Source organism: Serratia grimesii NBRC 13537 (assembly GCF_001590905.1).
GTDB classification, from domain to species: Bacteria; Pseudomonadota; Gammaproteobacteria; order Enterobacterales; family Enterobacteriaceae; genus Serratia; species Serratia grimesii.
The window spans coordinates 88,099-106,839 of the sequence record NZ_BCTT01000015.1; the positions used below are offsets into that span (position 1 = coordinate 88,099).

General features: G+C 51.6%; 22 protein-coding genes, 1 pseudogene and 1 riboswitch. Of the genes and pseudogenes, 10 read left to right on the forward strand and 13 right to left on the reverse strand.

What is annotated here, in order from left to right; translation table 11 throughout:
* Window positions 1-145: 145 nt before the first annotated feature.
* The 7 genes from srlA to gutQ all read left to right on the forward strand — a co-directional run bounded on the left by srlA (window position 146) and on the right by gutQ (window position 5,094).
* Window positions 146-694 (forward strand): PTS glucitol/sorbitol transporter subunit IIC, encoded by a 549-nt coding sequence (gene srlA, locus SGR01S_RS19090; protein WP_061808291.1) that lies wholly within the window; start codon window positions 146-148, stop codon window positions 692-694.
* A gap of 15 nt (window positions 695-709) precedes the next feature.
* Window positions 710-1,690 carry a PTS glucitol/sorbitol transporter subunit IIB gene (gene srlE, locus SGR01S_RS19095; RefSeq protein WP_061808292.1) on the forward strand — a complete coding sequence of 327 codons (981 nt, stop codon included), beginning with the start codon at window positions 710-712 and terminating at the stop codon, window positions 1,688-1,690.
* 21 nt (window positions 1,691-1,711) lie between these two features.
* On the forward strand, window positions 1,712-2,074 hold the full coding sequence (gene srlB / locus SGR01S_RS19100; protein ID WP_037417743.1) for a PTS glucitol/sorbitol transporter subunit IIA: 363 nt from the start codon (window positions 1,712-1,714) through the stop codon (window positions 2,072-2,074).
* A gap of 10 nt (window positions 2,075-2,084) precedes the next feature.
* Window positions 2,085-2,864 (forward strand): sorbitol-6-phosphate dehydrogenase, encoded by a 780-nt coding sequence (srlD, locus tag SGR01S_RS19105; RefSeq protein ID WP_037417740.1) that lies wholly within the window; start codon window positions 2,085-2,087, stop codon window positions 2,862-2,864.
* 52 nt (window positions 2,865-2,916) lie between these two features.
* Window positions 2,917-3,273, forward strand: coding sequence for a transcriptional regulator GutM (gene gutM / locus SGR01S_RS19110; RefSeq protein ID WP_037417737.1), 357 nt, complete (start codon window positions 2,917-2,919; stop codon window positions 3,271-3,273).
* 83 nt (window positions 3,274-3,356) lie between these two features.
* Window positions 3,357-4,130 (forward strand): glucitol operon DNA-binding transcriptional repressor SrlR, encoded by a 774-nt coding sequence (srlR, locus tag SGR01S_RS19115; protein ID WP_037417734.1) that lies wholly within the window; start codon window positions 3,357-3,359, stop codon window positions 4,128-4,130.
* Window positions 4,123-5,094, forward strand: coding sequence for an arabinose-5-phosphate isomerase GutQ (gene gutQ / locus SGR01S_RS19120; protein WP_061808293.1), 972 nt, complete (start codon window positions 4,123-4,125; stop codon window positions 5,092-5,094). Before srlR ends, gutQ begins: the two co-directional genes overlap by 8 nt.
* Window positions 5,095-5,151: 57 nt before the next feature.
* On the opposite strand, the gene SGR01S_RS19125 is transcribed toward gutQ, so the two are convergent.
* The 4 genes from SGR01S_RS19125 to thiM form a co-directional block, all read right to left on the reverse strand.
* On the reverse strand, window positions 5,152-6,186 hold the full coding sequence (locus SGR01S_RS19125) for a methyltransferase (RefSeq protein ID WP_037417816.1): 1,035 nt from the start codon (window positions 6,184-6,186) through the stop codon (window positions 5,152-5,154).
* A 347-nt stretch (window positions 6,187-6,533) separates the two neighbouring features.
* Window positions 6,534-6,992 carry an inhibitor of vertebrate lysozyme family protein gene (locus tag SGR01S_RS19130; RefSeq protein WP_061808294.1) on the reverse strand — a complete coding sequence of 153 codons (459 nt, stop codon included), beginning with the start codon at window positions 6,990-6,992 and terminating at the stop codon, window positions 6,534-6,536.
* 86 nt (window positions 6,993-7,078) lie between these two features.
* Complete coding sequence (gene thiD, locus SGR01S_RS19135) at window positions 7,079-7,879, reverse strand: bifunctional hydroxymethylpyrimidine kinase/phosphomethylpyrimidine kinase (RefSeq protein WP_037417728.1); 801 nt, start codon at window positions 7,877-7,879, stop codon at window positions 7,079-7,081.
* Window positions 7,876-8,670, reverse strand: a complete 795-nt coding sequence (thiM, locus tag SGR01S_RS19140) for a hydroxyethylthiazole kinase (protein ID WP_061808295.1) — start codon at window positions 8,668-8,670, stop codon at window positions 7,876-7,878. The genes thiD and thiM overlap by 4 nt, the downstream gene beginning before the upstream one ends.
* Window positions 8,671-8,706: 36 nt before the next feature.
* Window positions 8,707-8,798, reverse strand: a riboswitch (TPP riboswitch).
* 68 nt (window positions 8,799-8,866) lie between these two features.
* On the opposite strand from thiM, the gene SGR01S_RS19145 reads away from it, so the two are divergent.
* Window positions 8,867-9,292 carry a GNAT family N-acetyltransferase gene (locus SGR01S_RS19145; protein ID WP_061808296.1) on the forward strand — a complete coding sequence of 142 codons (426 nt, stop codon included), beginning with the start codon at window positions 8,867-8,869 and terminating at the stop codon, window positions 9,290-9,292.
* Window positions 9,293-9,330: 38 nt separating this feature from the next.
* On the opposite strand, the gene SGR01S_RS19150 is transcribed toward SGR01S_RS19145, so the two are convergent.
* The 4 genes from SGR01S_RS19150 to SGR01S_RS19165 all read right to left on the reverse strand — a co-directional run bounded on the left by SGR01S_RS19150 (window position 9,331) and on the right by SGR01S_RS19165 (window position 13,837).
* The gene (locus tag SGR01S_RS19150) at window positions 9,331-10,596 is read right to left on the reverse strand and encodes an MFS transporter (protein ID WP_037417722.1); all 1,266 of its coding nucleotides are present in this window, start codon (window positions 10,594-10,596) and stop codon (window positions 9,331-9,333) included.
* Window positions 10,597-10,703: 107 nt separating this feature from the next.
* Window positions 10,704-11,681, reverse strand: a complete 978-nt coding sequence (locus SGR01S_RS19155; RefSeq protein WP_061808297.1) for a sugar phosphate isomerase/epimerase family protein — start codon at window positions 11,679-11,681, stop codon at window positions 10,704-10,706.
* A gap of 9 nt (window positions 11,682-11,690) precedes the next feature.
* Window positions 11,691-12,398, reverse strand: coding sequence for a GntR family transcriptional regulator (locus tag SGR01S_RS19160; RefSeq protein ID WP_061808298.1), 708 nt, complete (start codon window positions 12,396-12,398; stop codon window positions 11,691-11,693).
* Between the two features lie 203 nt (window positions 12,399-12,601).
* Complete coding sequence (locus SGR01S_RS19165; RefSeq protein ID WP_061808299.1) at window positions 12,602-13,837, reverse strand: MFS transporter; 1,236 nt, start codon at window positions 13,835-13,837, stop codon at window positions 12,602-12,604.
* Window positions 13,838-13,932: 95 nt separating this feature from the next.
* Here SGR01S_RS19165 and SGR01S_RS19170 point away from each other — a divergent pair, with 95 nt between their 5' ends.
* On the forward strand, window positions 13,933-14,382 hold the full coding sequence (locus tag SGR01S_RS19170) for a winged helix-turn-helix transcriptional regulator (protein WP_073963485.1): 450 nt from the start codon (window positions 13,933-13,935) through the stop codon (window positions 14,380-14,382).
* 48 nt (window positions 14,383-14,430) lie between these two features.
* On the opposite strand, the pseudogene SGR01S_RS24570 reads toward SGR01S_RS19170, so the two are convergent.
* Window positions 14,431-14,699, reverse strand: a pseudogene (locus SGR01S_RS24570) (Tn3 family transposase); the annotation flags it as partial.
* Window positions 14,700-15,088: 389 nt separating this feature from the next.
* Here SGR01S_RS24570 and SGR01S_RS19180 point away from each other — a divergent pair.
* Entirely contained in the window at window positions 15,089-16,810 is a 1,722-nt protein-coding gene (locus tag SGR01S_RS19180; protein ID WP_061808301.1) for a colicin-like pore-forming protein, read from the forward strand.
* A gap of 14 nt (window positions 16,811-16,824) precedes the next feature.
* On the opposite strand, the gene SGR01S_RS19185 is transcribed toward SGR01S_RS19180, so the two are convergent.
* The 4 genes from SGR01S_RS19185 to SGR01S_RS19200 form a co-directional block, all read right to left on the reverse strand.
* Window positions 16,825-17,163 (reverse strand): colicin E1 family microcin immunity protein, encoded by a 339-nt coding sequence (locus SGR01S_RS19185; protein ID WP_061808302.1) that lies wholly within the window; start codon window positions 17,161-17,163, stop codon window positions 16,825-16,827.
* A 67-nt stretch (window positions 17,164-17,230) separates the two neighbouring features.
* On the reverse strand, window positions 17,231-17,590 hold the full coding sequence (locus SGR01S_RS19190; protein ID WP_061808303.1) for a TonB family protein: 360 nt from the start codon (window positions 17,588-17,590) through the stop codon (window positions 17,231-17,233).
* A gap of 439 nt (window positions 17,591-18,029) precedes the next feature.
* A complete protein-coding gene (locus tag SGR01S_RS19195) occupies window positions 18,030-18,371 on the reverse strand; it encodes a TonB family protein (protein ID WP_061808304.1) in 342 nt (113 codons plus the stop codon).
* Window positions 18,372-18,420: 49 nt separating this feature from the next.
* Window positions 18,421-18,729: a YcgJ family protein gene (locus SGR01S_RS19200; RefSeq protein ID WP_061808337.1), complete on the reverse strand. Its 309-nt coding sequence runs from the start codon at window positions 18,727-18,729 to the stop codon at window positions 18,421-18,423.
* Between the last annotated feature and the right edge of the window lie 12 nt (window positions 18,730-18,741).

Below are 18,741 nucleotides of genomic sequence, written 5' to 3' on the forward strand. Positions count from 1 at the left end.
ATTATTAACTTTCACAATAAAATATTTATCTTTCAAATTGTGATCTATTTAAAACAAATGAATCCGTAAAGTGATTAGTGTAAGGCCCATGGCGACAGAGCTGCCATTCGCTCCAGGCCATACCTTCCATCTCAGGAGAACAATAATGATTGAGCTAATCACTCACGGTGCCGAATGGTTTATCGGCCTGTTTCAGAAAGGCGGTGAAGTGTTTGTCGGCATGGTGACTGGCATTTTACCTTTGTTAATCAGCTTGTTGGTCATTATGAAAGCGCTGATTAAATTTGTTGGCCAGGAACGTATTGAACGCTTGGCGCAGCGCTGCGCGGGAAACCCTGTTTCACGCTATCTGCTGCTGCCGCTGCTCGGCACCTTTGTTTTTTGTAACCCGATGACCCTCAGCCTCGGGCGTTTTATGCCCGAGAAATACAAACCCAGCTACTACGCGGCGGCATCCTACAGCTGCCACTCAATGAATGGCCTGTTCCCACATATCAATCCCGGCGAACTGTTCGTTTACCTCGGCATCGCCAGCGGGCTGACCACTCTCGGCCTGCCACTTGGGCCACTGGCAGTGAGCTATTTTCTGGTCGGGCTGTTTACCAACTTTTTCCGCGGTTGGGTAACCGATCTCACCACCAGCCTGTTCGAACGCAAGATGGGCATCCGCCTAGACCGTCAGGTGCAACTTTAATCAGTGGAGTGCAGCATGAGTGCTTATATCCGTATTGAGAAAGGCGCCAGCGGCTGGGGCGGCCCATTACAGTTACCTATCGAGCCGGGCAAAAAAGTGGTGTACATCACCGCAGGAACCCGTCCGTCGATCGTCGATCGACTCAGTGAACTGACTGGCTGGCCTGCCGTCGACGGCTTCAAGGAAGGTGAACCGCCGGCAGACGAGATTGGTGTGATGGTGATTGACTGTGGGGGCACCCTACGCTGTGGTTTGTACCCTAAACGTCGTATTCCTACAGTCAATATCCACGCCACTGGCCAATCAGGCCCACTGGCAAAGTTTATCCTCGAGGACATCTACGTTTCTGGGGTACGTGATAACAACATCAGCCGGGTAGAGTCGGAAACGGATGTGGTGCAAGCCGTCTCTCCCCTCCAGTCAACGGGACGGGATTACGACACCAGTAAAAAAATCACCGAGCAGAGTGACGGCCTGTTGGCGAAAGTCGGCATGGGCATGGGATCGGTGGTCGCCGTGTTCTTCCAGGCGGGTCGCGACACCATCGACACAGTACTGAAAACCATTCTGCCGTTTATGGCATTCGTCTCGGCGTTGATCGGCATCATCATGGCATCCGGTTTGGGGGATTTCATCGCCCATGGCCTGACGCCGTTAGCCAGCAGCCCCATTGGTCTGGTGACGCTGGCGCTGATTTGCTCCTTCCCGCTGCTGTCACCCTTCCTGGGCCCCGGCGCGGTGATCGCTCAGGTGATAGGTGTGCTGGTTGGGGTACAAATTGGCCTGGGCCATATCCCGCCGCAACTGGCACTGCCCGCACTGTTTGCGATCAATGCACAAGCCGCCTGCGACTTTATTCCGGTGGGCCTATCGCTGGCGGAAGCCAAGCAGGACACGGTGCGAGTCGGTGTGCCTTCGGTCTTAGTCGGGCGTTTCCTGACCGGCGCACCCACAGTGCTGATCGCCTGGGCCGCCTCGGCCTTCATTTACCAATAACCTTACTGCCAGGGGCTAGTTATGAATACCATTTTCCAAACCACCATCACGCAGATTGGCGGTAGTGCCCGCGATGCGCTGTTTGATGACATGCTGATCACCTTTCGTGAAGGTGCACCGGCAGACATCGAAGAGTTTTGTTTTATCCACCAACACGGCAATACCCTCGGCGAACTGCGAGCCGGTGGATGGATGGAATTGGCGGATCAACGCTATCCGATCACTGCCGTCGGCAATGTTGCCAGCCAAAATTTGCGTGAGCTGGGCCACCTAACCGTGCGTTTTGACGGGGAAACCCAGGCCGAATTTCCTGGTTCGATCCATGTTTCCGGCACCACGCCAATTGATATTCCGATAGGCAGTACGCTGAAATTTATCGCATAAGGAGTAGACCATGTCTGAAGTAGCTGTAGTGATTGGCGGAGGCCAAACATTAGGTGCATTTTTGTGCCTGGGACTGGCGCAGGCGGGTTACCGCGTGGCGGTGGCCGATTTAAACGCAGATAACGCCCAACAGGTGGCGCAGCAGATTAATGACCAATACGGCGCAGGTTGTGCACAGGGCTTTCCGGCCGACGCCACCGATGAACAAAGCGTGATGAAACTGGCGGCGGCGGTTGATCGTACATTTGGACAGACCAACCTGCTGGTGTACAGCGCGGGTATCGCCAAGGCGGCTCCGATCACCGATTTTCCGTTAGGGGATTTTGACCGTTCTCTACAGGTCAATCTGGTGGGCTATTTTCTTTGTGCCCGCGAGTTTTCCCGCCTGATGATCCGCGATGGCATTGCCGGACGCATCATTCAGATCAACTCCAAGTCCGGTAAGGTCGGCAGTAAGCACAATTCAGGCTACAGTGCCGCCAAGTTCGGCGGCGTCGGGCTCACCCAATCACTGGCGCTTGATCTGGCGGAGTACGGCATTACCGTCCATTCACTGATGCTTGGTAATCTGCTGAAGTCGCCGATGTTCCAGTCGTTGCTGCCACAGTACGCACAGAAATTGGGGATCCAACCGGATCAGGTTGAAAAATATTACACCGATAAAGTGCCACTGAAACGCGGCTGTGACTATCAGGATGTCCTGAATACCCTGCTGTTTTATGCCAGCGACAAGGCGTCCTACTGCACGGGTCAGTCAATCAATATTACCGGCGGTCAGGTGATGTTCTGATCGGATTACCCCTCCCTCTCCCTTAGGAGAGGGAAACTAAACAGGAGACAACATGACCCAGGCATTAATCATTTTCGCCGTGCTGGCCTGGCTACTGCAAATCGCTTTCGGCTGGTGGCAGCTCCAACGTTTTAACCGCGCCTTCGACGGCCTATGCCGACTGGGTACCGTCGGTGTCGGGCGTTCTGGCGGGCGCTTTCAGCCACGGGTAGTACTGGCACTGGCTTTCGATACCGAGCAACGGGTCTGCGGCAGTATGCTGATGCGTGGCCTGACCATCTTCGCGCAACCACGACAGATCGCCCGTCTGCACGGACTTCATCAGAGAGATCTTCTCCCGGATGTGATCTTCCCCGAGGATCGCGCATGCCAGACTGCACTATCGTTAGCGATTGCCCCTAAATCATGATATTTTCACATTAAAAGACATTACCTTTCATGTTGAATTATTCGTTGAAGGGAAATGCTCAACTCTTGTGAACAGGACGGGCTATGAAACCAAAGCAGCGGCAGGCCGCTATCCTTGAATATCTGCAGCGGCATGGTAAAACGGCAGTGGATGCTCTGGCAGCACACTTCGCCACCACGGGAACCACTATCCGCAAAGACCTCACCCTGCTGGAAGACGAAGGCGAAGTAATCCGCACATACGGTGGCGTGGTTCTCAGCCGCGATGATGGCGATCAGCCCATCGACCGTAAAACCCACATCAATACCGAGAAGAAACGTCAGATCGCCTACGCCGCCATCAAACTGATCAACGATGGCGACTCACTGATTTTCGATGCTGGCAGTACTGTGCTGCAAATGGTACCGCATCTGGCGCAGTTCAATAACATCACCGTGATGACCAATAGCCTGCATATCGTCAATGCGCTGGTGGAGCTGGATAACGACCAGACCATCCTGATGCCCGGCGGTACCTACCGCAAAAAATCGGCGTCCTTTCACGGCAGCCTGGCAGAATCGGCTTTCCAACAGTTCAGCTTCGACAAACTGTTTATCGGGGCGGACGGCGTAGATCTCAACGCGGGTGTCACTACTTTTAACGAGGTGCATAACGTCAGTAAGGCAATGTGCGAAGCCGCCAGCCGCATTATTCTTCTGGTAGACTCGTCAAAATTCGGCCGTAAAAGTCCGAATGTGGTCTGCGAATTGGGCGCCGTTGATACACTGATTACGGATAAAAACATCAACCCGGATTATCTCGCTGCGCTGCAAGCGAAAGGTATCAATATCATTCTGGTAGGAGATTCTGATGAGTAACGCCACGGCCCTTCTGGCCTTTGCCCGCGAAACACTGGAGATTGAGCTGACTGAAGCGCAACGTCTGCTGGAAAGGCTGGATGACAATTTTGTCTGTGCCTGCGAACTGCTACTGAACTGCCGTGGCAAGGCCGTGGTTTCCGGCATTGGTAAATCCGGTCATATTGGCAAAAAAATCGCCGCTTCACTGGCCAGTACCGGCACACCGTCGTTCTTTGTACACCCGGCTGAAGCGCTGCACGGCGATCTCGGGATGATCGGAGCCGATGATGTGGTGGTGTTTATCTCGTATTCAGGCCGAGCCAAAGAACTGGATCTGATCCTGCCGCTGCTGGCGGAAAATAATATCCCGGTGATCGCCATCACTGGCGGTAAAGAGTCACCGTTGGCACTGGCAGCCGCCTGCATGCTGGATATCAGTGTCGAACGTGAAGCTTGCCCAATGGGGCTGGCGCCGACGTCCAGCGCAGTCAATACGCTGATGATGGGCGATGCACTGGCCATGGCGCTGATGCGTCAACGCGGTTTCAACGCCGAAGATTTTGCCCGCTCGCATCCAGGTGGCAGCCTGGGGGCACGTTTACTGAATCGGGTACATCACCTGATGCGCACAGGCGATCGCCTGCCTCAGGTCAGTGAAAATGCCAACGTCATGGAAGCGATGCTTGAACTGAGCCGCACCGGACTGGGCTTGGTACCCGTATGTAACGCGCAGCAGAAAGTGGTTGGCGTATTTACCGATGGCGACCTGCGTCGCTGGCTGGTGAAAGGCAATAGCCTACAGGATGCGTTAAGCCCAGCGATTACCCGCCCCGGCTACCGTTTGCCAGAACAGTGGCGCGCCGGAGAAGCGTTAGAGGCGTTACACGAACAGCACATCAGCGCCGCCCCTGTGGTCAATTTGGATGGCGTGCTGGTGGGCGCGATCAACCTGCATGACCTGCATCAAGCCGGGATCGGCTAACTAAGCTAAAGAAACCCGCAGCAATGCGGGTTCCTCCTTGCCGGTTCATCTCGGGTATCAATTCGGTACCGCCTCGACGATCGACAAATAACAGCCGGTATCGATAATCCGATTCAGCTTCAGGTCGGCACTGGCCAACAGCGCCTTCAGTTCTTCTTCGGTACGTACCTGCCCGCCGTCAAAACTGCCCATCAGCACCAAATCGAGCTCGCGACAGCTGTCCCAGGCCGTGTTATTCGGCACGATTACAGGTTCAATAAGCAATAGCTTCGATTGCGGATACATCGCATTACGACAAGTGCGCAATATCCGGCGGGCCGGCTCGTCAGCCCAGTCCATGACGATAAATTTCAACAGATAAAAATCTGCCGTCGGGCAGGCTTCAAAGAAACTGCCCGCACAGGTTTCCCACCGTGAATCATCACCCAACTCACCAAGGCGGTTTCTTGGCAATACCTGCGGTTGGTCAAAAAGAATGCCTTTAACCGTAGGGTTGGCGCGTAATACGCTCAGCAGCAATCCGCCAAACCCACCCGCGATATCCACCACCGTCGCATGCTCGGGGAATTTATAGCTACGCATCACAATTTTATTTTCCAACGCCGACATCGATGCCATACCGATATGGAAATCATTTTCCGAGTCAGGAATATCGTCTTGCGACCAATAATCATAGAATGGCATGCCGAATATTTGTTTAAATACCGGCTCACCGCGTAAAGTCGCAGCTAATTTTCCCAATGGGCGCCACATGGTTTCATCCGTCAGCATTAATACCCCACCGCGCAGTGAATCCGGCACGTCCGAACGTAAATATTGCGCTACGGGGTTTAGCGAGAAACGTCCGTCTTCGGAAACGGCAAAAATATTTCGTGATGCCAGAATACTCAAAACTCGGTGCAGCATACGGCCGTCCACCTCCAGCTTCCTTGCAAGCTCCTGGGCGGTTTTGGGACCGTCGATCAGATGATCGGCCACGCACAGCTCAGCCGCAGCCCGCAAGGCGGCCTGCACGGTGAATCCCATCGTTTGATCCAACAAATATAATGATGCTTTTTCATCTTCAGAAAGAGTAACCTGATTAGTTGCCATGATCATAATGCTCCGTTTGGATATTTAACCCCAGACACCATTGCAAAAAACTGCAATGCTTATTTTCCGGTGAAAACAAATTCGCCAAACAAGATCATAGACACTAAATAAAATAAAACCACAAAATATGTATTGATATTTTCCGGTGTGAAAAATAAAATATTCAACCGATTAAATACTAAGGAGAAAAATATAATGAATAATACAGATCGGGTATCATTAGATAATCAATTCATTATAAATTAAAACTATTCCTATCGGAGTTGATTTAATATTAATTTTATTTTAATAATTCCCATATTCCGCATAAAACCGGCTGAATACATCCGCACTCAGCCGAATACTGACTATTTCCAGTCGGGATTATTCTCGAACTGTTGTTTCAGCAGCGCTTTCATGTCCTCGTCCGGCTTACCCAACCATTGATACTTGGCGTATTTCTTCGGATGATCAACCGCTTCCGGCTTGTTGGCCACTTCGACGCGTACCGCCCAAGCTTGCGACTTGTCTTCTTTAAACGCCACCATCATAAAATTGTTGGCACAGTCGTGGGGTTTACACACATTACCCACCAGATAGTTTTGGCCCTTCCAGCTCAGACTCTGCGCCGGGGTTGATGTCCCCACGCCCTTACGCGCCCAACCCGGCAAGCGGGCCTGGCCTTTCACCATGTTCTGCCAACTGGTCTGGTACCCCGGCTGCTGGATCACATCTGAGGTAGTGACAATTTGTTGGGCAAAGCTGCCCGCGCTAAAGCTGAGTAACACGCCGAAGATGGCACCGCGAAGTGCGTTTTGTCCTGTCATGGCCTTCTCCTTTAATAAAATTCATTCGCACCCGGCCAAAACCGGGCCTGAATCTAGTCAGACCACAGTGACGGCAAAAAGTTGAGTCACCACCAGGCATGGAAATGATGTACCGGCCCGATACCCTGACCTACTTCCAAGGTGTCGGCTTGCTGCAACGCTTTTTGTAGATAATCCTTGGCTGAAGCCACCGTGCCGGCCCAATCATCATGGCGCGGGCGTAACGCGGCTAATGCGGCGGAAAGTGTACAACCGGTACCGTGCGTATGGCGGGTCGCCACACGCGGCGCGGTGAAACGCTGTTCCTGTCCAGCACTAAACAGCCAGTCCGGGCTTTCACTTTCGCTCAGATGACCCCCCTTCATCAGCACCGCCTGACACCCCATCGCCAACAGCGCCTGGCCTTGCTCGCGCATCTGTCGTTCATTTTCCGCCGGAGCACATTCCAACAATGCCGCAGCTTCTGGCAGATTCGGCGTGATAATCGATACCAATGGCAACAGTTCGCGACGAATAGAATCTACTGCCTCTGGCGCCAACAGTGGATCACCGCTTTTCGCCAGCATAACGGTATCCAGCACCACAAATGTCGGTTGGTAATGGCGCAAACGCTCCGCCACCGCCAGCACAATGTCGGTGTTAGCCAGCATACCGATTTTTGTGCTGTCGATACGCACATCACTGAACACGGAGTCGAGCTGAGCGGCAACAAAAGCAGGGTCAATATTGTAAACCGACTGTACCCCGCGGGTATTTTGGGCCACCAACGCGGTAATAACGGAAGTTCCGTAAGCCCCCAACGCAGAGAAGGCCTTCAGGTCAGCCTGGATACCTGCACCGCCGCTCGGATCGGTACCCGCGATGGTCAATGCGTTAATCCGTTTCATTGCAGATCCTCCGGTCGCAGTTGATACAAAGCGTCGAGGAACGCAGGGGTAAAGCTGCCCGGCCCGGCGGCATGCTGCGTAGCACGTTCACCACAAAGCGACATCACCCGGCAGGCAGTCGCCACATTGTCCAGCCGATCGCCCGGCAGACTGCAAAATGCCGCCACCACCGCCGACAGGGCACAACCGGTTCCCACGACCCGTGTCATCAGCGCGTCCCCTCCTGCAACGGCCCACTCACGCTGGCCGTCGGTGACATAATCCACGACCCCGGTTACCGCGACTATGGCACCACTGATCCGTGCCAACTCACGCGCGGCGGGTAAAGCCGCCAGCGAATCGTCCGTGCTGTCAACGCCGCGCCCGTTTGCCTGTAAACCGCTCAACGCCATGATTTCAGAAGCATTACCGCGAATCGCTGCCGGTTTTTCGCCTAACAAGCGCTGGGCAAATGCGGTACGGTACACCAACCCCCCCACCGCCACCGGATCCAGTGTCCATGGCGTACCCGCCGCATTAGCGGCCTCCACAGCCACCAGCATGGATTCGGCACGTGAAGCATTGAGAGTACCAATGTTAATCAGCAAAGCCTTCGCCAGCCGGCTGAACTGCGCCGCTTCGGTCGGTTCCACCACCATCGCAGGGGAAGCACCGAGCGCCAGCAACACGTTAGCCGTCAGTTCCTGCACAACTTCGTTGGTCAGGCAGTGAATCAATGGGGGTTGGCGTTTAAATTGGGTCAAACAAGCCGCGGCACGGGCGCCGGGTAAAGCATCAGGTCGAGCGAACATATTCCTCCCAACCGGCGTTCAAGAAGGCGGGTACCGGTTGAGGCACCGAGACTTCCCTACGCTGGCATAATCCAGATCAGGTAATACGGGTAAAATCTCAGCCCCTAGAGGCACCCCGAGTCAAGACGACCATTATTGAGGTTGCCGCCGGTGAGGTCAATCGCGCTATAGTGTCAAAAAATAAAAAGGAGATGCCATGCAGATAAGAACATACCAAGAGGCCGACCGCCCTTTCCTGCGCACGCTATATTTGGCGTCACGCAAAGCGGCGTTTCCGTGGCGCGATACTGCCGGTTATCGGCTGGAAGACTTCGATCGTTCAACGCTAGGTGAGGATATCTGGGTTGCGGAAGACCAAGGGAGGCTACTGGGGTTTGTATCGATTTATCGCCAAGATAACTTTATTCACAACCTGTATGTCGATCCTCACCTGCCGCCCTTGGGTGTCGGCAGCGCCTTACTGCAGGCGGCTGAACAGACGTTTACTGCCACCGGGTCATTGAAATGTCTGGTGAAAAATGAAAAGGCGTTGGCGTTTTACCATAAGCATGGCTGGAGAACGATCACCACGGGCAATGACGGCACGGAAGACTACTACCTGATGCATTCCCCTGCAAAATAAGGGCACGGCATATACCGTGCCCATCAAAGCAAACCTGATCAGGCAGCAGATACTTCCTGGGTCAATTTTGCACGCGCACGGATATTTCTCACCAACAGTCCCGACACGATAATCCCTGCGCAGGCAAACATGCCCATCAGACCAAAGACGATCTTGTAGCCGGTTAGCCCTGGGAAGGCATCGAGAATGTGGCCGTACAGGCTGAAACAAAACATCGCCGGGGCATAACCGATAAAGCTGCCTAACGCCATGGCCGCACCGGTGTGTTCTTCGTCAATTTCAGCCTCACCGATAGGTGCAAAGAACACCGCACGCTGGGTAAAGACCACGGCACCAAATCCTAGCGTACAAGCCATACCCAGATAGACCGGCATTTGTTCGTGCGGCAACAGAATCAAAAGTGCCAGCGCCACTGCGCTAATAATAAAGGTATAGAATAAGTACTTGCTGGGAGACTTTAATACTTTATCGGCAATTAAACCGCCAATAGGCCCACCCACCATTTTAAGGCAGTACTGATTAATAATTCCGTATGCACCTACCAATGCAATCGGTAATGCATAGACATTACTTAGGAAAGGAATAAAGAACGTCAATCCACAATACACGGCGTAGACGCAGAAAACGCTAAAAGCAATCAGCCATACCGTTTTGTTTTTTAATACGCTACTCATGCCTGGCTTGTTACTTGCAGGCATTTCATTCTTCGGCAACTTACTTTCCTGCGGGTGTTCTTTCATCACAAAAAGAATAATAACCCCTACGGCAATAGCGATCGCTGAATAGAACAGTATCCCGACCTTAAAGCCAAGATAGCCGCTGCCAAAAGCGGTAAACAACGCCAGTGCGGAAAATGCCACCACGGTATCGACCACACCGCGGCCCGTCTCGAAAAAACCAAACAAACGCCCTTGCTGAGTATTATCCCCCAACATACTTACCGATTTCAGTAACACCGGCCAGTTCAGCATGTCGCAGGTCACCCCAAATAGCGCCCAGACAAACAAAATCCCCCAGTAGCCAGGCATACTTGACAGGTAGATGCCGAGCAAACCTGTAGCTATCAATGAAAAAGACATGGTGAATCGCCGTGGCAGGCGATCGGAGAAATAAATTGATAAGAAGAAACCAATGGTCGTCACAATAGAGTTGACCGACATGGCATTACCTATTTCACCGTTGCTCAGATGAAAATATTCTTGCATTGGCACATAAAACGCATCTTTAAGGGAGGGCAATTTATATATTGTTCCCCCGCATAGAACCAACAAGCTAAATAGCGCCCATCTTTTTTTAGTCAGCATAATCCCCTCACAGCCATTAAATAATAAGCGGTGTTGTTACCCCAATGATGAGACGAACGGATCTTCACATCAGTGAGAATGTGTCATTTATAAATTTATTTATTATATTACGCCGGGGTTAATAGCCCCTTGGCTTGCTGCATCAGACTGTCGATAATAGTGCGAACGTAGTGAATTTGATTTAATGCATCTTGAGATTCTTTTTTTAACCTTTCCTCCAGCCCCTGCTCTGGTAACGGTGTTTCACTCATTTCACGCCATGGGATATAAGGGTTATCGCCCTCACCGCTGAAACGAAACGGCGGCGCATAATAATCCACTTCTTCTTCCAGACCATAGGCGGTGACCTGTGGTTGATCCTCTCCCAAACAAATGAGCCCCAAGAACAGCTCCCTGAACGGTAAATCGCCCTGTCCAGAAATGCAGGCGCGGTGCCCCAGGCCATTATTTTCACGGACAATAAGCGCATCCTTGATATGCACCTGTGTGATTTCTCCTGCCATTGCTGCCAGTGCCGGCAAGGGTTCTTCATTGGCATTAATCATGTTGGCGAAATCAAACAACAGGGAAAGTTGAGGGAAATCTGCCGCCTGGATCAAACTCACCAGTTCATGGCTCTTGAGATCTTCATGTTGTTCGAGGGTAAAACTCAGACCTGTGTGCTGGTAACGCTGCTTTATATACTGAATATCTGCGCTGATTCGCGCCAAGACCTCTTGTAATGCCCCCTGATAACGCGGATAAAAACGAACCGAACTTGCGCCGCATTTAAGGGCGATAGTGACCGCCTGATCGATTGTTTGCGCATCGGACGCGCTGGTTTCGATATGAACATCCAAACCGTAATGCTGCGCCTGTTCACCAAACCTGCGCAGCCTGTCGTCATCGGCATGGCAAAGTGCCTGACTTTCCCCATCCAGCACGTGCACCTTAACGCCACGCAACCGTTGCTGATGGGCAATCATCAGAAGATCCTCAGGCAGGATCCTTTCCATACGCATATTGAGATGATAGGCATAGGCATGCAGATAAAGAGGCAAGTTCTGCGCCCGCTGAAGGACTTTCTCCGCCGTTAAGCGATCCATGGTGTTCACCTATAAGTTAATGAAAAAATCCACCGACTCGAAACGCCAGTATTCGATATCCACCTGTACAATCCTACGTTGGGCATCGGCACGATGCTTTTCGACCAAAATTGACGGTGTGCTGGCATTGCCGCCCATGACCTTGCACGCATCACCGGATAATCGCGTAGGTTTAAAAGCCAGATGGCGGGTATGAGTGGCAATCCCGTAGGCGCTTTCCCACACTTCAGCGAAAGAGCGCTCACCCAGACGTTCGATAAATTCAGGTGCCGCAAGCGGGCTGATAAAGGTCTCGTGGTAAAACACGATGTGATTGTCCAAAGCTCCCCAACCACAAATCTTATATATCTCCGTTCCCTCATCAACGTGCAGTAATTCCGCAATAGGTGCCGGTGCCGACAATACCCGTTCCTTGGTCATGTAACCCCAGGACGGACAACGGCCCTGCTCAATCGCGGCCTGTTTGAAGCTGGTGGACGAGTTCGGGTTGTAATTAAACCGCGGTAATGCTGCAAACCAACCCCGACGATCCTTACGGAAAATCCGGGACTCACTTTCCAGGAATAGCAGCGCCTGACGCAACGTCATACGCTTTATATTCAACAACTCCCCCAGTTCTCGTTCTGAAGGTAGTTTGTCGCCAGGCGCTATCGCACCTTGACTCAGCCAGTCATTAAGCCTTTGCTTGGCCAATTCAACGGTAGAGTTGTTTTCCATGTCTCACTCAATTGGTTTAAACCAGATGTCATAACATTATCGCGGTGAATTATGACAAACAATGGGGGCATTGAATTTTATATGTGACTCCTGTCCCATAACCGACGGGATCCCGGAGATTCCAGACACAATCCGACCGGCATCATTCCGTGATGCCGGTTTATTACTCAGTTCACTGGTGTGTGGCATTCAGGCTGTTAGTGCTATCCCGCCGTACCAGAGGCAGGCATACCACGCAATGTCAGTCGCCAGAACAACAAGGCACTTAGGCTAACGCTCGCACCGAGCCAACACACACCACTCCATCCAGCCCAGGCGTAAGCATGTGTGCTGGCAAAGGCACCCAGCCCACTACCAATGGCGTAGAACAACATGTAGCAACCGACCAATCGGCTGTGAGCCTGCGGATGGGCGCTGAAAATCATGCTCTGATTCAATACGTGAATGGCCTGACCAGCCAGATCGAGCAACACAATGCCAATAATCAGCCAGCCTACACCGTACCCCAACATGCTGAGTGGTACCCAAGCCACCACCAATAGCAATAGGCAAATACCGCTCGCCACCTGCCCTAAACCGCGATCGGCCAGATGCCCGGCACGTACCGCCGCCAGCGCACCCACAGCCCCCACCAGACCAAAGGCACCAATCACCGAATGTGAAAAGTTAAACGGTGCCTGACTGAGTGGCAGAACCAGGGCACTCCAAAAAATGCTGAATGCCGCAAACATCAACAGCGCCAGCATTCCGCGGATCTGCAGCGTGCGATCGCGCCATAGCAGTGTCAGCATAGATCGCAACAGCGCCGGATAATTGAGTGTTGAAGGCGCTGTGTGGGGGACGGGCAACAGACGCGCCAGTACCGGTAGCAGAATCAACGTTACCGCAGCAGAGAAAAAATAGACGGCTCGCCAACCCCCTATATCCGCCAGTGCGCCAGAAAGCGTTCGCGCCAGCAGCAATCCCAATACCACCCCTCCTTGTGCAGCACCCACCACTCGCCCACGCTCATGAGGAGCTGCCAATGTCGCGGCAAAAGCGATCAACCCCTGCGTCATCGCGGTACCAAGCAACCCCACCAGCAGCATGCCACTCAGTAATAACAGACTGTTATCCGCCCAGCCGACCGCACACAATGCAGCAATCAACAACAGCTGTTGAACCGCCAACAGCCGATGGCGATTAACCCGATCGCCCAACGGCACCACCAGCAACAAGGCCAATGCGCAGCCTAACTGAGTGACGGTGATCACCATGCCCACCGACGCCAGGCTGATATGAAAATCCAGGGCAATGGCGTCCAGCAAAGGTTGAGCGTAATACACGTTTGCCACGCTAAAGGCACTGGCTCCCGCCAACAACAACACCAACGAAGCGGGAAGCTGGCCCAGCAGCTTTCCCTGTGTCGTACAGTTCGGATCCAGTGCTTTATCACTCATCGTTCACTCCAAAGTGGTTTCATTATTAAACCCAATGAACTTTACGCACAGAGGTTTTATAATGCAACCAGATCTTGCGACCAGGAGTGAAAGTGGTGAAACGTAAAAGTATGGAAGATGCGCAGTGCCCGGTGGCACGTACGCTGGATGTGATTGGTGACTGGTGGTCGCTGTTGATTGTGCGCGACGCCTTTGACGGTGTGCGCCGCTTCAGTGAGTTTCAAAAGGGGCTGGGGATGGCGAAGAATATTCTTTCCACCCGGCTACGCACCCTGGTGGCGCACGGAATTCTGGAGATTGCCCCTGCCTCGGACGGCAGTGCCTATCAGGAATATATTCTCACCGACAAGGGACGCGCCCTGTTCCCGGTGATTGTCGGCCTGCGCCAGTGGGGGGAGGATTATCTGTTTGACGCACAAGAGGCAAGATCAACGCTGGTAGAAAGCGACACCCGCCAACCGATCCCGCGCATGACGCCAACCGGCAGCACCGGGCAGGTTCTTACGCCGCTGAATACTTTGGTGGTGAAGGTCGGTGATGAATGAAATCCTGTGAGTAGGGGTCCGTATAGAAAACGGAAAATATCCCACGCCAGCCTCTTTTTTGTACAAACTGACATCATCTGCGCGTAATGACCGATATTTCCCAGACCCTAACTTAACGTTATTACGCCAAACATAATCCCCTGTCAGATTGAAATATTCCCAACCTAGCGGCGACAGGTGAGAAACCCTTTGTTCGCTAATCTGGATACCCTTTCGCCTCAGTGACCCAATAGCTCTTTATATACCGTATTCCACAAGATGATCACTGCCGTCAGCAATCTCAGTCCACTGGCGCGATAACGATCACGGACGTTTCCTGCTGCGGTGCCGCCAAAAACTCGTCACGGCTATGGAATTGGGCAAAGCTGCCATACAGAGGTTGTCCTTTAAAATTATATTACAATTCATAGTTGTGTATAGCCTCATAAATAATATCAATTATTATAAATTAATAATTTTGTATTTTAATATTAGATATATTTACGTGCATATTATTAAATAATCCTCTCATTGTCGATTTCCCGCCCAGCAGCTCCGGATCAGGCTGGCACAGGTCAGTTTTCATTAGTAACTTGTCATCCTCAATGAATGTTGTACCAGACATTGCACAAATGAGAATAGCTATCATTGTATTGTCACCGGAATACGCTGCCTATAAAGTCACTACAACTGTACATTCGTACAGCCTTGTTTATGGAGGTAGCATATGTTTTTTAATGCAAACACTAAGTTTAAGTTCCTTGCCCCGGGCAATGAGGACAGCATGACGGTAACGGGTGATCGCCCTGGCCCAACAGGGCCTAGTGGTAATGCGGGCGGCCACGATAACAGCGGTGGTAGTACCGGAAGTACCAGTTGGTTTGAAATGAAGCCCGGTGATGTGAATGTCAGCAAATATGGCAAAGTGATTATCAATGCACAGGGCCAGGCCACGATGAATGGTATCGTCATGAATTATGAGAATTCATCGTTAGTGGATGATGGTGCGGGCGGCGCGACCCGTGTACTGAATTCAATACTGGACGCAAACCCACCGACCGGAAAGAATTTTGGCAATAACGCCAGCGTCACGGATGGACGCTATTCCGGTAAAAACCCGGTTGCCGAGTATTCCGTTCCACTAAATATCTATACGGCGGTTCGGCGAGGTGAAATTCCACCTGGATTTTGGCTTGATAATAACAATATCATGACCGAAATTACGCAAAAATATGAGATCAACGGGGGCGGTAAAGGGAATGACCGTACCGGATACAGAAAAACCAATATTAGTGTTCCTTCCCTTACCAATGCGTACCAACAATGGAAAAAAGAACAGCAAGATATTGCGCAAAAAGAAGCTATACGTAAGGCAGAAGAGGAAGCCAGACGTAAAGCAGCAGAAGAAGCAAAACGTAAGGCCGATGAAGAAGCAAAACGCAAGGCGGCAGAAGCTGAAACCAAACGGCGCGCAGAGGAAGAAGCTAAACGTAAACAAGCCGAATTGGATGCTCAGAATAATGAGCAGTTACAACAGCGTAAGGTTAATGAAGCGCAGCAGCGGATCAACACAGCAAATATAGAGAAATCAGGTGCAGAGAGCCGTGCCGCTGAGTTTGAAAAGCAGCTTCCACTGCTAGTTGCAGAATGGGACAGGCTTATTGCGATATCGAAACGAGGCGGTAAGACTTCTCAGGCGAAAACTCGAGGTGATGCTGAGGACGCTGGCAACAAAGTCAATGCGCAAAAGGCGGCTATTGAATCGGCAAAGAATGAAGCAAGTTCGGCACAACGACGGATTGAACAGGCTCAGCGAGAAAAAGTGGAGGCAGAAAACCGGCTTAACACGCTGCGAGCAGAGCGGCAGGCACGGGAAGCCGCAGAAGCCAAGAAAAAAGAGGAAGATGCGGTGAAAGACGCCATTAAGACGACGGCTGACTTTTACAAGGAACTGACTGAGAAATTTGGTGAACAGTCCGCCAAGGTGTCAAAAGAATTGGCCGATGCGGCCAAGGGTAAAACCCTAAAAAATGCGGATGAAGCACTGAAGGCATTTGAAAAGTATAAGGACTCACTGAATAAGAAATTCAGTGTCGCCGATCGTGAGGCGGTCGCCAAGGCGCTCGAATCGGTACGCCGTGAACATATTGCTCAGAACCTCGCCAAGTTTAGCAAGGCGTTCAATTACACGGGCAAGGCCATCGATTTCTACGATATCTTCATCGTCGAGTTACCGAAGGCAATCAGAACGCAAAACTTTAGGGCGTTCTTCGTGAAATTAGAGACCATCGGCGCAGGTATGGCGGCGACTGCACTGACGGCGTTTGCCTACAGCATTATTCTTGGCACACCGTTGGGCCTTTTCGGGTTTGCCATCATGATGACCTTGGTCAGCGTGCTGGTGGATGAAAAGCTCATGGAGAAGGTCAACAAAGCGGTAGGTATTTAACGTACAAAGGCCGTTTACACGGCCTTTTTATTGCCCATAAACAGGGCAAACAGATAAATGATGCCTATCGGCAATGCCATGACAAAACAAAAGGCATAATACACAACCAGTGCGCCATTTTTACCAATGGTATCGGCGAATAATCCACGGTGCCAAAATGCATTACTCGTGAATCGCAAGGCGAACGTTTCAATGCCTTTTTTGGCATAGGGATACAGCAAGAAACTCAGGATGGCGATGATCAGATAGCGTGTGACATCCACGTTGTCCTGAAAAGAATACAGGTAATAGAGTGCGGTAAAAAAACAGACCACTCCCCAAATCTGACTTTTCCAATAATATCCTTTGGTCATTAGCGCATCCCTGGTCATAAGGTCTTTTTCATTTTTCTTGCTTGGCATCATTCGTGTTTAGCGGCGACTAGCGAAACGGAATACCGTTGCCAAAGATCGTGTTGTGCGGTTTGGTGGTGAAATTAAACGTAAACTCCCGGTTCTTCACCGGCTGAACGCTTTCAAAGCGCCATGTCTTCATGGCTGTCAGCACTGATTGGTCAAATACACCGACGGGCTTAGCCTGCAAAATACGCACGTGGCTTACCGTTCCGTCATGCTCTATATCGTACTTCACCTTGACGACGCCATCGGTTTTGTTCAACAAGGCCTGTTCAGGGTAAACAGGGGCCGTTTTGCTGATCGCTTTGGGGGACGGTTCTGCACCCAACGCCAGCGCAGGCGTCATGCACAGTAACAGGATGGCGGCAAACGTATGTTGTCTCATGTGATGATCCATCAATTAATAATGACTAGTTTATATAAGGCCGCTCATCAGCGGTCATCCTTAAATATAGGGCAGATATTGACATGTTGCTTTGCTAACTCGGTACCGCGATGATCACGGCAATCAGAGCCATTGCACCGATCCAGCGAACCCTACTGAGGCTTTGCCGCGTGTCTGATCGGCCGAATGTGGACACCACGGACGTCAATCAACTGAACAATATATTCCGAACGCCAAACAAACTGCTTCTTAACAGTCTGGCGCCACCTTACGACCCAGGGAAGATAACCTGACCGATGCATAACGGTATTGGCGCTAATCTCCCTTATCTGCAGTTTAATCACCAAGCCATTTCAGGACATCCTACACCCGATATATATCGAGGTTACCCACATCGACATAAAACTCATGAGTGTCATCGATAGCAGTGCAGAAAAAACTAAAATGATTTATCTACCGCAGGACTCTCACGTTTAAAACGGATGTTAACAATGAGATCTTTCGTAGGTTTACCGCTTTCATAACGCCACTTCTGCATTGCCATCCTCATCTCATTGTCAAAAATACCGCTGGGATGAGACTCAAGAAGACGTATGTTCTGGACACGCCCATCTGCATCAACGTCAAATTTAACTCTGGCGAAGTCGGTTTGCGGCTTCTGCTGGGCAGTTACTGAATTTGATGGTGATCTACCGGTCTGTTCACTGCCAGTTCCGATGCAAGCAGTCAGAGATAGCGAAAAAAACGCTAACAACATCATCTTGACGGTAGATTTCATCATTGCAACTCACTCCTTAAGTTAGCTCGTGCAACTGCCAGGCTCTGGCAGTTTAGTGGCCGAAAAGCAGCTCGGTGTATTTCCTGGAAACGGCTCCGGTGCGTTTACCGCCTTCGCCATAGTAGCGATCCTCGCGGCACAGTCGCTCTTTGACATCGCAGAAAATGCCATTGGCAAAGGTGAATTCGGTCGGGTCGAAGTCACCTTGCGAATACAGTTTGCTGGCGACTTTCTTGCCGAGATACTTTTCGGTCAGTGGGCGGGAAATGCCATCAGTACCATTCGCACAGGCATAACGGTCGCACAACACGCCTGATGCCGGTGACTTGAGGGATGAGTTTTGCTTCGCCTGCGCAGGCATCACGGATGCGGC